We start from the raw sequence: 12,598 nt of genomic DNA on the forward strand, positions 1-12,598 counted from the left end.
CGTTTCCCGCACACGCCGCGGCCGCGTTCGTGGCCGAAGGCACTGCCGGGCCGGTCGGGGGCGGGCTCGGCCCTCGTGCGGACGCGCCGTACCCGAACATCGCGAAAACGCCGCGGCAACCGTCCGGTACCTGATCGGTAAGCCCGCCACAACGCCGCCGTTGGGACGGGATGCGGTGTTGGTTACCACGGCGCTACCCTCTAAACACTAGCGTTGCCATGTGGTATCAAGTATTCGCAACAAATATCCAACATACTGCCAAACAGGCCGCGCCTCCCCTCAGCCGCAGCTCTCCTCCCCAGCCGCAGCCCACAACTCGGCCGTGCCGCCTGTCGCCGCTTCCGCCCCCCGAGAACCGCACCTGGGTAGGCCATGAACGACACCACCGCTTCGGACCTCTGCCGCCTGCAGATCCGCGCACCGAACCGGTCGTTCGAGATAGCCGCGCCCACTGCCGTCCCCGTCGCCGAGCTCCTGCCCACACTGGTCCTCTACGCCGAAGGCGACGAGGGCGAGGACCTGGACGAGAGCGGCCTCGAACACGACGGCTGGGTGCTCCAGCAGCTGGGCGACGATCCGCTGGACGAGGACGAGACCCTGGACTCGCTGGGCCTGTGCCACGGCGAGACCCTGTACCTGCGGCCGCGCCGCGACCAGCTCCCGCCCATCCACTTCGACGACCTCATCGACGGCATCGCCACCGGCATGGCCGAGCGGCCGGACAAGTGGCGCCCGGCGTTCACCCGGGTGCTGCTCCAGTCGCTGGCGCTGACCGGGCTGCTGCTCGGCTTGGCGGTACCGGCCGTGGCCGGACTGACCCTGCTGACGGCGGTGACCTGCGCCGCCTCGGCCGTGGTCATGCTGATCTCCGCGTGGGCGGCCTCGCGGGCCATGGGCGATCTGCCCGCCGCGTCCGGGCTCGCCGCGACCGCGGCGCTGTACATGGGCACCGCGGGCGCGGCCATGCCGACCGGGGACCCCGGGACCGCGCTGCTGGGCGCCCAGCTCGTGACCGGGGCCATGACCGCAGCGGGGGCCACCGTCCTCGGCGTCGCCGCCGTCGCCGGCGCGGTCCCGTTCTTCTCCGGTCTGATCACCGCCGAAGCCCTGATCGTGCTGGGCGCCCTGGGCCTGATGCTGCTGCCCAACGGCACGCCGCCCGCCGTCGCCGCCGCGCTCGGGCTGCTCACCCTTCTCGTGGGCACCTATTCGCCCCAGCTCGCCTTCCGGCTCTCCGGCCTGAGGCTGCCGCCCCTGCCGTCCAACCCCCAGCAGCTCCAACAGGGCATCGACCCCTTCCCCGCACGCGGCGTCCTGGACCGCTCCGCGCTCGCCGACCGGTTCCAGAGCGCGCTGCTGGCCGCCACCGGTGCCGTGCTCACCGCGTGCCTGATCGTCCTCGCCCTCGCCGAGGGCTGGGTGGCCACCACGCTGTGCATCCTCGTGTCGCTGGTAATGCTGCTCCAGACACGCGGTCTGGCCGGCGCCTGGCAGCGGGCGTTCATGACCGCGCCGCCCTGCCTCGGCCTGGCGACACTCGTCGTGTCCTTCGCAGCCTCCACGGGGGCGGTGGGACGCTCGTTGACGCTGCTCGGGGTCTTCGCGGTGGTCACCGTGCTGGGCGTGCTGTCCTGGAGCCTGCCGGGCACCCGCCCGCTGCCGCACTGGGGACGCGCCGCCGAGATCATCCAGTCGCTGATCACCATCGCGGTCTTCCCGCTCGTCCTCGCCTCCTTCGGCGTTTTTTCGGTGATCCGGGCGATCGGCGGCTGACATGCAGACGCGACGCGACCGGGTACAGGCCTACAACTTCACGGTCGGGCGGCTGGGCACGGCCATGCTGGAGGCCGATCCCGACGCCGCCGACCAGCCCATGCGCCGGACCCGCACCGGCAACTACCTCGGCGTCGCCATCGGCGCACTGATCTGCGTCGGCTTCCTCGTCTGGGGGCTGATCTTCCCGGGAGGCGCGACGTCCTGGCAGCAGGAGGGCCGTCTCGTCGTCGAGAAGAACTCCGGCGCCACCTACCTCTACGGCAGCGGGGAGCTGCGGCCGGTCGCCAACTACGCCTCGGCCCGCCTCGCCTCCCAAGGCGAACCCCAGGTCAGCCGGGTGACCGCGGAATCGCTCGACGGCGTCCGCGTCGGCAGCCGCATCGGTATCCCCGGCGCGCCCGACGCGCTGCCCAACGCCGAGACGGCCGCGGACAACCTGTGGCGGCTGTGCGCCCTGCCTCCGGGCGAGGACGGCAAGGGCCGCAGCGCCCTGACCGTGGGCCCCGACCCCGGTCCGGGCATCCCGCTCAGGGACAAGGCCCTCCTCGTCGCCGGGCCCGACGGAGACCGCCACCTGCTGTGGGACGGCCGACGCCTGCGCATCGACGCCGAGGGCGGCGCCCTGCAAGCCCTCGGCTACGGCACGGCGCCCGCCACCGCGGTGCCCGAGGAGTTCCTGGAGGCGGTTCCGGCGGCTCCCGACCTCTCCGCGCCCGACGTCGCCGGAGCCGGCGAGCAGGGGCCCGCCATCGCCGGGGCGCCCAGCCGGGTCGGCCAGGTGTTCGCGGTCGCCGCACCGGAGGGGCGCGAGGACCAGCATTACCTGCTCACCCGGGACGGGCTGGTACCGCTCACCCTGACCGACGCCCTGCTGCTGCTGGCCGACCTCGACGTGACCGCCGCCGCCTACCCCGGCGGCGACCCCGCGGCCGTCGCTATCCCGGCAGGCGAAGCCAACGCCAACCTGGCGTCCGGCGCCGAACCGGCGCGCCCGCCCGACAGCGGCATACCCGCCTCCCCGCCCGAGACGGCTCCCCTGGACGCGGGCGTTGCGCCGTGCCTGGTGCCCTCGTCCGGCGACCTGGCGCTTGCGGTGTACGCCGTCGGCTCCATCACCGCGTGGACGGTGCCGGAGTCGACCGGCGTCGCCCCCGGCTGCCCCACCCCCGACCGGATCGGCATCCCCACCGGCGCGGGCGGCGTCGCCACCGCCTCCCCGGTCGGCGGAACCGCCGACGCCTCATCCGCCTACCTGGTGACCGACACCCCTGCCAAGTACCGCATACCGAGCGAGGAGGCGCTGACCGCACTGGGCTATCAGGCGAGCGACGCTCAGCAGGTACCGACCTCGCTGCTGCGGCTGCTGCCGACGGGCCCCGTGCTGTCCCCCGCCCAGGCCGCCCGGCCCGTCGCCGAGGCGGAGGGCGGCGGAGAAGGAGGATGCCCGTAACCGCCTCCGGACCGGCCGCCGAGACCGCCCGCGACCGACCATCCGACCGCAATGAAGAGCAGCCCGCCCGCTAACCGAGGAGGACCGCAATGGCCGGACAGACCAGGAGTACCGAGGAGGCCAACAGGCTCGCCCTGGAGGCCATGACCGACGCGCACACCACCTGCAACAACGTCTACAGCAGGGTCGACTCCGCTCGCGACAGCCTGCGTCCCTCGTGGAAAGGCGACGCCTCCACCGTCTACCAGGAGGCGCTCGTGCAGTGGCTGGAGGAGCTGCGGCTCATCGTCAACGACATGGGCCGGAAGATGGAGCAGTGGGGCGGTACCAGCACCAAGATGCGTGACACCGAGGACACCAACCTCGTCACCAGCAGCCGCTGGATGAACGACCTCAACCCGAACCAGGGCTGACCGGAGCCGCAACGGGCCCGTGCCCGGAATCGATCGAATCGACCGACCCTCCACGCGAAGGAGAGAACCATGAGCGGCTTCGAGATCACCTACGGCCGGGTCGCGGACGTGACCGGCCAATTGAGGACCGAGACCAACAACGTCTCCAACGCGCTCGACAAGCTCGCCGGCGAAATGGCGTCGGTGCGCTCGGAGCTCGAAGGCGACACCGCCTCCAGCTACGACGAGGCGATGGCGATGTGGCGCAAGAACGTCGACGACATGCGTTTCCTGCTCAACAAGGCCGAGCAGGCGCTCCAGCAGGTCGCTCAGAACTACAACGAGACCGACCTGCGCGAAGGCGCCCTGTGGGACGCCCTTAAGTAGGGCGCGACCAGAGCGGCGGAGTGCCCGTCGGCGCGGTACCGTCCGCCGCGCCGGCGGCACACGGCCGACCTCGGGGAGGTTGCGGCCTGCCCCGGTGCGCTCGCCGCCCCGGCCGGTCCTCCGCCCTCGCGCTCCTCTCTCCCTTCTGCCTCCCGGCGGCAACGACTCCGCACTCCCCCGACGACCAGCCTGACGGCGCACCGGAGACCTAGGAGACACAGCCGTGTCCATTCCCCCTCGCGACAATTCCGGCGACGAGACCCCGGCCGCAGAGGACGAGCAGCCGCTCATCATCAGCGCCGATGCGCCGACCCCGTCGCCCTCGGACATCGAGGAGACGACGTGGGCGGACGGCAGCGGGTCCGGGCGTGTCACCCACGACCCCGAAACGGGGCGGATCACGATCGAGCAGGGCGACCGCGTCTTCACCGTCGACCGGTCGGACAAGGGCGCGGTCATCGACCCCGGAGGCGGCGGTGTCACCGTCGACCCGGATACCGGTCTGATCCGCATGAACATGGGGCAAGGCGGCGGAGGCGCTCGCGGCGGCGAGCAGCCCGCCCCCCACGACGCCTCCTCCCCCGAGTTCCTCAAGAGCGTTCACGTCCGCCCGGCTGAGAGCGACGACCTGTCCCGCCCTCCGCAGAACCGCTCCGATGACCGGCCCGCCGACGCCCTTGATCACGGGGAACCCCTCCAGCTCGCTGACACCCGGCGGCTCGAACCCGTCGAGCCCGCTCGCCCCGCCGAACCTGTGGAGCCGGCGCGCCCCGCCGAACCCGTGGTCGACCGCGAGGCCGAGTTCCGCGCGGCACTGTCGCCCATGGTGGGGCGGGAGGGCGTTCCGGTACAGGAAGCGGTGCCGCTGGAGCCCGCATCGAGCACCAAGCTGGTCGAAGCGGTCGAAGCCGAACCCGCTCAGGCCGTCGAGAGGCGGCTGGTGGCGCTGAAGGACGACGGCTCCGCGGGCGGCGACCAGGAGGGCTCGCACGACGAGGGCGGTGAAGGCGGCGAGGGGTCGCCGATCTCGCTGGGCGAGGACGGGCGGACCATCACCGTCACCTTGGACGGCCTGCACATCACGATCGATCCCGCGGCCGACACCATCGCGATCGACCCGGGCGACGAGACCATCAGCATCGATCCCGACACCGGGAAGTTGACCGTCGGCGACTCGGAGGGCGAGACGACCGACGGAGACGCCGACGAGGGTGAAGGCGGGGAACCCGGACAGGTCACCGAGATCGGCTTCGACAGCGGCGGCGGCGAGGACGCCGCGGACGGCGAAGACGCGGACGAGGACGGCTCCGACCAGAACGGCGGAGACGGTGACGGCGCGGATGCGGACGCGGAGGTGGGCGAGGTAAGCCTCGACCCCGATACCGGAGAGATCAGCATCGACTACGGCGCCGACCCCATCACCGTGGAACCCGGCGAGAACGGGGCCGTGGGCACGGTCATCGACCCCGGCGGCGCACCGGTGTCCATCGACCCGGAAACCGGCCTACTGACCATCGGCACGCCACCCGAGGAGGGGGTGCGGAACGACGGCGGCGACCGCGAAGGCGGCGGCGGGGACGGCGAGGGCACGCCCGAGGATCCCAAGATCAGCATTGATCCCGAGACCGGGGCCACCTCGATCGACGCGGGCGAGCTCGGCGTCGACGTCGACCCGGAGTCGGACACGGTGACCATCGATCCGGGCGACGGCGAGTTCTTCATCGATCCTGAGACCGGGAAGATCTCCATCGTGCCCGCCGGCGAAGGCGACTCCGGCAACGGCTCAGAGAATCCAGGCGGAGACCAGGGCACAGGGGACAAGGGCGGCCCTTCCGAGGAGAAGGGTCACGGCGACCACGGTGCCCAGGACGACCAGGACGGTCAGGGCGGTCAGCACGACCAGGACGGTCAGGGCGGTCAGGGCGGTCAGGGCGGCGAAACAGGCGATACGGGCCAAGACCACCGGGACAGCCGGGACGACCAGCAGGGGCACGACGGCGACGACGGGCGTGGCCAGCCGGATCAGGACCGCCAGGAAGAACCGGACAGCCGGCCGGAGCACGGACTGGGACAGGCACAGGGGCAGGGGAAAGGCGACAGCGGCCCCGGCTCCGATGGCTCCGGGGACAACCCGCCGTCCGAAGGCGCCCCTGCACAGCAGGAAGGCCCCGGAGGCGACGGGGGTGACACCCAGCACCAGGCGCAGCCGATGGAGAGCCACGAGAACGACGTCCTGAAAAAGCTCTCGGACGAGCAACCCGGCCTTGACGGGAACGGCGCGTTCATCCCCGAAACCGAGACGGTCGACGGAAACGATTCGCCTCCGCAAGCGGACCCGGAATACGAGGCGAAGCGAACAGCACGTACCCCCGTCGCCGATACCGAGTCGACACCGTCCGAGAAGCCGGAAGGCAAGGGCGGTAAGCAGGGCGACGGCAATGGCGGTCAAGGCGCCGTCCCCGCTTCCCCCGCGACATCGTTCCAGCCCGTGACCACAACTGTCCCCGAGGACAGTGAAGACGAGGAGCAGGGCGAAGGCGGCGGTCAACCGGAGGGCCAAGACGACAACGGCAACGACGGCAACGGCGACGACGAGAAGGGCGGCCAGGATGACGAGGGGGACGACGGCAAAGGCGGTGACGAAGGCGGCGAGGACGGCGAAGGCGGCGACGACACGGGCGGCGAAGAGGACGAGAAAGGCGGTGGCGAGGACGAAAAGGGTGGCGACGACGACGGCAACGGTGACGGCGGCAAGGGCGGCGAAGAGGACGACCAGGGCGGTGACGACGGCAAAGGCGGCGACGGAGAGGGCGAGGGCGGAAAAGGCGACGTAACGGCCATCAACTACCGGATGGTCAGAGACTTCAACACGATTCTCAAGACTTTCCTCGCAGACCATCTGGAGGGCCACGAGGCGACGTTCCGGCGCTACCAGTCGACCGGCGACGGGGGCGGAGGAGATTTTCTCCGAATCGGGGACCCGAATTCGTTTTCTCCGGCCAAGGACGTGAAGTCCGTGGTCGACCCGTCGCTTCCGTTGATATTCACGGCCGTTAGTGACCTCCGCAAGGAACTGGAGCTCATCACCGAGCAGCTCGACAAGAACGTGATCACCTTCGAAACCCATGAAGACGACGAAGAACTCAGTCTCCAGGAACTGGTCGGCATCATCGGCGAGCCGCCGCAATCCGGCGGTTCCGGCGGCTACGGGGGATCGGACCAGGGGAACGGCCCTCCCGACGAAACGACGGGGGACCCCGGGGGGCAGAATGAGTGACGGGCCCGCCTGCACCGCTATCCGCTACCGCACGGCAGCCGACGTATGGAGGATGAGAATCCATGCCGCGTGAGGTCAGTGAGATCATGAACATCTTCGCCGACAAGGACGCAAAGGTCGGCACGAACCATCATGACCGGATGGCGGACAAGGGTGTGATCGTCAATGAGCCCTGGCTTATCAACGGAAAATACTATCCGCCGTACAACTATTTCAACCAGCCGGACGACATCGAGCTGTGGTGGTCGTACAACTATTGGGAAGACCCCGTATGGAGCGGCGGCTACACCTGGTCCTACGACCGCAACGTCGGAACGCACTATGCCGGCTACCAGCTGAACGAGGCCATGTGGAACGACCACGAGCCGAAGTTCCGCGAGGGCCTCAAGCGGCTGACGGACGTGGCTCTCGATCGGGGGACCTGGTCCACCTCGTACGAGAAGGGGACGCTGACGAAGATCGCCCGCGAAGTGAACAACCTGGAGGTGGATCTTCGCGGTTTCGTCAGCGGCCCGGACGGAAAAGGCGGACTGGTAAAGCAGTTCGAGAATCTGAACCTCTCGGAGGACGGAGGGTTCAAGGGGACCGCCGCCGGCGCGTTCGGAAACCGGATCTACGAGCTGGCCACCCGGCTCCAGGACATGTACGAGCAGCTCAACAATATCGATGCACCGTTGAGCGAGATACCGGACAAACTCGCGAAGGAGCTCAGCGCCCTCGAAGAAGCGGTGAACGACTGGTATTACGACAAAAACACAAAAGTTTACAACATACTCTACGATTGGTACCACCATACCACTTCCGGAACCCAGGAGTGGAACCCGGAACGCGGGCAGTTCCATATAACCTACACTGACGGCGGCACTACGGGGATCGTTTCCGATCAGGATGAGAAAGAGGGCGACGGGCCCACGACGACGGGCATCCTCAACGAGCTCAACCGGAGATGGGAAGAGAAGTTCAAAGGCGTCGACGAGGCCGCCAACGCCCTTTATGAAGCGATGACCGACGTCTACAACACCGCCTACGGAAAAATCAAGCCGTTCGAGACGCCTATAGGCGAACAGCTTTCTCCCTACGAGACCACCGGAAACCAGGGCGGTGGCGGTGGTGGCGGCGGCGGTATTCCGGAGGACCTCTTCGAGGACGTCTTTCCGGAGGACATGTTCGACAATGTCTTTCCGGACGACATGTTCGAGAACGTCTTCCCGGACAACATGTTCGACGACACGTTCCCCGACGACATGTTCGACAACATGTTCCCGGACGACATGTTCGACAACCTCGGCGGACCCGACGGCGGCGGGTTGGACGGGCCTCCCGGCGGCGGGAACTACACTCCGCCTCCCATTCCCGAGGGCTACTCCGGCCCCGGCGGCGACGGACTCGGCGGACCCGACAACAACCCCGGCAACTACACCCCACCCCCCATGCCCCAGGGCTACTCCGGCCCCGGCGGCGACGGACTCGGCGGACCCGACAACAACCCCGGCAACTACACCCCACCCCCCATGCCCCAGGGCTACTCCGGCCCCGGCGGCGACGGACTCGGCGGACCCAGCAACAACCCGGGCAGCAACAGCTACGCGCCCTACCCCCCGCCCTTCGGTCCGGGTGGTTTCCCCAACGGCCAGAGCGGCCCCAACGGCGGCGGATTGGGCGGTCCCGGCGCGAACTCCGGGCGCGAGCGCCAGGTTCTGGAGACCGATCCGGAGACCGGGCTGCCGATCAACCCCGAAACCGGAGAGCCCTTCCCCGTCGATCCCGAGTCCGGCCTTCCCATCGACCCTGAGACCAGGCTGCCGATCGTCACCGACCCGGAGACCGGCGAGGTCCAGCCGATCAATCCGCTGACGGGCGAGCCTTACGCTCCGAACGCGGAGCCCCCCACGCTGGAGACCGATCCCGAGACCGGGCTGCCGATCAACCCCGAAACCGGAGAGCCCTTCCCCATCAGCTCCGAATCCGGCCTCCCCTACAACCCCGAAACCGGGCTTCCGGTCGTCACCGACCCGGAGACCGGCGAGGTCCAGCCGATCGACCCGCTGACGGGCTACCCCGAGGGCTACGAGCAGGGCGGCGGCAACGCCCCGATACCCGAAAGCCCGGATTTCGACGTTCCCGGTCCCGACCAGGCGGATATCCCGCAACCGGAAACGCCGGAGATCCCCGATCCGGACCAGGCCGACCTCACTCCGCCGCCGACGCAAAGCACGCCCGACATTCCCGAATACCAGGGCGGTCCGCAGAACGGCGGCCAGGGACCCCAGAGTTCGGACCGCTCCACGTTGTTCTCCGGCCCGCCGTCCGGTTCCAACGCGCTGCCCGAGAACTCGACGGGCAATCAGAACAGCGGCCCGTCCGGCGGCGGCTTCGGCAGCACTCCGGGGAGTTCGCAGGACGGACCGGGGTCAGGCGGACTCGGACAGGGGACCGGCAACGGGATCGGTAATGGGGCCGGAAACGGGATCGGTAGCGAGACCGGCAACGGAGCCGGTGCGGGCAACGGCATGGGCCGCGGCATGATGCCGCCGATGATGCCCCCCATGGGCGGCATGGGCGGCATGGGCGGCGGCCAGAACAACCGCGAACGCGAACGCACCACGTGGTTGTCGGAGGACGAGCGCGTCTGGGGCACGGCGGCCAACCGCAACAGCACGGTTCTGGGCCGCCCCACGCCCGGCGCCGACAGCAAGAGGAGCACACAGCGCAATGACTTCATGGATGCCGGAGGAGAGCGAACGAGAACTGGAACGTCTGCAGAAGACGCTCCGCGAGGTGGAGGGCGCAAACGAAAGCCTGGAGTCGGCAACCGAGGAGGCCGTCGCCAAGAACAGACTGGTGGCGGCGAAGGTGAACGGGAGAGGTGAACTGGTGGAGCTGAGGTTCCACACCCAGGCCTACCGGGACATGGCGCCAGCCGAACTGGCCGACACCATCCTGGACACCATCAAGCAGGCGCACGCCAAGATGGGCGAGCGCGTGGCCGAGCTCTATAAGCCGCTCGCACCCGAAGGGGTCGACATGCAAGCGGTGATGGAAGGCAGGTTCGACCCCGCGGAGATGTTCCGCCGGCTCGGCGGCACCATGCCTCGCGGCCCGTTCTCCTGACGACGGGGGCGGTCGCACCGCCCGCTCCGCCGTCCCCCGAAACGACCGCTGCGCACAGCAGGAAGGCAGGAGGCCGTGAACGCCTCGAACCAGGATTCCTCCGACTACTCCCATTCCAAAGCGCTGTTCGCCCTGCCGGAGGAACTCGCGCGGAGCGGGTCCGAGCTCTACGCCCCCGCGAACGCCGTCGACGAGATCAAGCGCCGCTACCAGACCTTCCGCCAAGGGCTCGATCCGCTTTGGGGCGAGGACGAGATGTCCCAGAAGCTGGAGAAGAACACCGACCCGCTGGAAGAGAACCTGATGCTCTACCTCGACCACCTCGGCGAGGGCCTGCGGACGTGCGCCGACTACACCATGCAGACGGGCCGCAGCATGGAGGTCGTCGACGAGTCCGCCGCTGACACCGGCAAGTCGCTCAAGTCCGACATGGGTGACGTCGATGGCGGCGGCGGCAAGGGAGGCCGCTGGTGACATCGGTCGCCCGGGCGCGATCGGCGCAAACGCGGTCGCGCCGGACCGCGGTGGCCGTCGAGCCGGCCGGGCCGGCTCGACGGCCGCCGCGCAGCGCAGACCGCGGCGTTGTTCCATCCCGCGACGGTGTTCCGCCCCGGCGCGGAGGCGTGCAAGGAGGACCACGATGACCGAACCGTTCGCCGCCCGACCGGGCGCGGCGGGCCGGCGCGCGCCCGGTCCCTCGGGGCTGCTGCACTGGCCCTCCCGGATTCCGCTGAACCAGCGCGCCGACGCGCGCCCCGGGCCCCTTCGGGGAACCGGGGACTCCCTCGACGGGCAGCCGGGCGGCCTGCCCGACGTGGTACCGCAGGCGCATACCCCCCGAAGCGATGCGGCGGATGCCGCAGCCCCCGCCCGCCGCGGCATCTCCGTCCCCGACACCCGGCAGGAACCCGTGGCGAAGCCCGCCACCGCTCCCGAGGGCCGGCCCCTCGGGCGGCCGGGCCCGCCCGCCCTCGCCGGGGCGGCCATCGCCGGACTGCTGCTCGTGGTGGCGCCCTTGGCGATGTCGGCGCTGCAGCGCCCGGAGACCCTCGCGACCGTTCCGGTTACCGCGGGCGTGGGCCTGCGCGCCGAGGGACCCGAATCCGGCGGAGGCGGCGCGGGTGCCGGGCAGCAGGAGTCCGATACCACCGCGGGCACCGAATCGCTGAGCGGCGGCGCGCCGGCCGACTCCCCACCGGACCGCGGCTATGTCCCCGAAGCCGTTCCGCAGGAGGAGTCCGGCACATCCGCAATCGGCGAGCAGGCCCAGAGCCGGTCGCAAGGGGAGGGCACCGACAGCGGGCACACCGATGCCGCAGGGGCCGGCGGCGGCGTCGAGGCCGACGGCGCGCCGCAGATCACCCCCGAGGCGGACTCGGGCGACCAGGACGGCGAAGGTGGCGGGGGTGACGGTGGCGGCGGCGAGCCCGGGCCGGACAGCGGCGACGCTCCTGCCGGTTCCGAGAACGAGAGTCGCGGCGACGACGGCGACGACGGCGGGAACGATGCCCCCGGCCCCGGGGACGAGCCCGCCGGCGACTCCGGCGACGCCCAGGCGGCGCCGATGATGGCGGGCCCCTCCGCCGGCGGCGAGCCCTCGCCCGAGGGCGAGGAGGCCGCCCCCTCCCCCTCGGCCTCCTCCTCCGGTCCGGAGTTCACCGCCCTCGCGGGTCCGGGCTGCCCCGGCGGTGCAGGCGCCTCCTATGGAGCCGCCGGGCGCGGCGGCGACGCCCCCCGCTGGGCGACCCGGGACGGCGGTTACGCCCTGGACGGCTGCGACGGCACCTATGACGCGATCCCGGTCTCGGGCACCGCGGAGTACGGCGACGGCCGGTACGCCTACTGGTCGTTCACCCCCGGCTTCGCCGACGCCCAGTGCGACGTCTACGTCTACATACCCGAGGACGCGAGCCCGCAGTGGGTCACCGACCGCGAGGCGATGTACCAGATCTTCCCCGGTCCCGAGCCCTCGGGCAGCGCCGCGGCGGTCTTCGGGGTGCGGCAGGCCGAGTCCAAAGGCGGCTGGGTGAAGGTGACGGGGTTCGTCTCGCCCACCGAGCGGTTCACCGTCCAGCTCACCAACATCGGCGAGGACGCGGTCGCGGGCCAGGGCGGTGCGACCTCGCACGTCGCGGCTTCGGCGGTCCGGGCGAGCTGCACCTGACGACGCCCGCACCGGGCGGGGCGGCCCGCAGCCGCCACCCG

9 protein-coding genes are annotated in these 12,598 nt (G+C 70.4%); all 9 read left to right on the forward strand.

What is annotated here, in order from left to right; all coding sequences use genetic code 11:
* Positions 1 to 372: 372 nt before the first annotated feature.
* Complete coding sequence (eccD, locus tag ABEA15_RS15305) at positions 373 to 1,773, forward strand: type VII secretion integral membrane protein EccD (protein WP_344146886.1); 1,401 nt, start codon at positions 373 to 375, stop codon at positions 1,771 to 1,773.
* 1 nt (position 1,774) lies between these two features.
* Complete coding sequence (gene eccB / locus ABEA15_RS15310; RefSeq protein ID WP_345557149.1) at positions 1,775 to 3,226, forward strand: type VII secretion protein EccB; 1,452 nt, start codon at positions 1,775 to 1,777, stop codon at positions 3,224 to 3,226.
* 89 nt (positions 3,227 to 3,315) lie between these two features.
* Positions 3,316 to 3,639, forward strand: a complete 324-nt coding sequence (locus ABEA15_RS15315; RefSeq protein ID WP_344146879.1) for a WXG100 family type VII secretion target — start codon at positions 3,316 to 3,318, stop codon at positions 3,637 to 3,639.
* A gap of 69 nt (positions 3,640 to 3,708) precedes the next feature.
* A complete protein-coding gene (locus ABEA15_RS15320) occupies positions 3,709 to 4,005 on the forward strand; it encodes a WXG100 family type VII secretion target (protein ID WP_344146875.1) in 297 nt (98 codons plus the stop codon).
* Between the two features lie 511 nt (positions 4,006 to 4,516).
* Positions 4,517 to 7,282, forward strand: a complete 2,766-nt coding sequence (locus tag ABEA15_RS15325; protein WP_345557150.1) for an ICP22 family protein — start codon at positions 4,517 to 4,519, stop codon at positions 7,280 to 7,282.
* 62 nt (positions 7,283 to 7,344) lie between these two features.
* Entirely contained in the window at positions 7,345 to 10,152 is a 2,808-nt protein-coding gene (locus tag ABEA15_RS15330; protein WP_345557151.1) for a hypothetical protein, read from the forward strand.
* Complete coding sequence (locus tag ABEA15_RS15335) at positions 10,061 to 10,393, forward strand: YbaB/EbfC family nucleoid-associated protein (RefSeq protein ID WP_345557152.1); 333 nt, start codon at positions 10,061 to 10,063, stop codon at positions 10,391 to 10,393. The genes ABEA15_RS15330 and ABEA15_RS15335 overlap by 92 nt, the downstream gene beginning before the upstream one ends.
* A 75-nt stretch (positions 10,394 to 10,468) precedes the next feature.
* Positions 10,469 to 10,867 carry a hypothetical protein gene (locus tag ABEA15_RS15340; RefSeq protein ID WP_345557153.1) on the forward strand — a complete coding sequence of 133 codons (399 nt, stop codon included), beginning with the start codon at positions 10,469 to 10,471 and terminating at the stop codon, positions 10,865 to 10,867.
* A 166-nt stretch (positions 10,868 to 11,033) separates the two neighbouring features.
* Complete coding sequence (locus ABEA15_RS15345; protein WP_345557154.1) at positions 11,034 to 12,557, forward strand: hypothetical protein; 1,524 nt, start codon at positions 11,034 to 11,036, stop codon at positions 12,555 to 12,557.
* Positions 12,558 to 12,598 lie beyond the last annotated feature (41 nt).

Origin of the sequence: Streptomonospora halophila (assembly GCF_039542725.1) — a bacterium.
Classification (GTDB): Bacteria; Actinomycetota; Actinomycetes; order Streptosporangiales; family Streptosporangiaceae; genus Streptomonospora; species Streptomonospora halophila.

Coding starts and splice junctions, on each gene's coding strand:
- eccD (WP_344146886.1), top strand. CDS start 373: ATGAACGACACCACCGCTTCGGACCTCTGCCGCCTGCAGATCCGCGCA.
- eccB (WP_345557149.1), top strand. CDS start 1,775: ATGCAGACGCGACGCGACCGGGTACAGGCCTACAACTTCACGGTCGGG.
- ABEA15_RS15315 (WP_344146879.1), top strand. CDS start 3,316: ATGGCCGGACAGACCAGGAGTACCGAGGAGGCCAACAGGCTCGCCCTG.
- ABEA15_RS15320 (WP_344146875.1), top strand. CDS start 3,709: ATGAGCGGCTTCGAGATCACCTACGGCCGGGTCGCGGACGTGACCGGC.
- ABEA15_RS15325 (WP_345557150.1), top strand. CDS start 4,517: ATGAACATGGGGCAAGGCGGCGGAGGCGCTCGCGGCGGCGAGCAGCCC.
- ABEA15_RS15330 (WP_345557151.1), top strand. CDS start 7,345: ATGCCGCGTGAGGTCAGTGAGATCATGAACATCTTCGCCGACAAGGAC.
- ABEA15_RS15345 (WP_345557154.1), top strand. CDS start 11,034: ATGACCGAACCGTTCGCCGCCCGACCGGGCGCGGCGGGCCGGCGCGCG.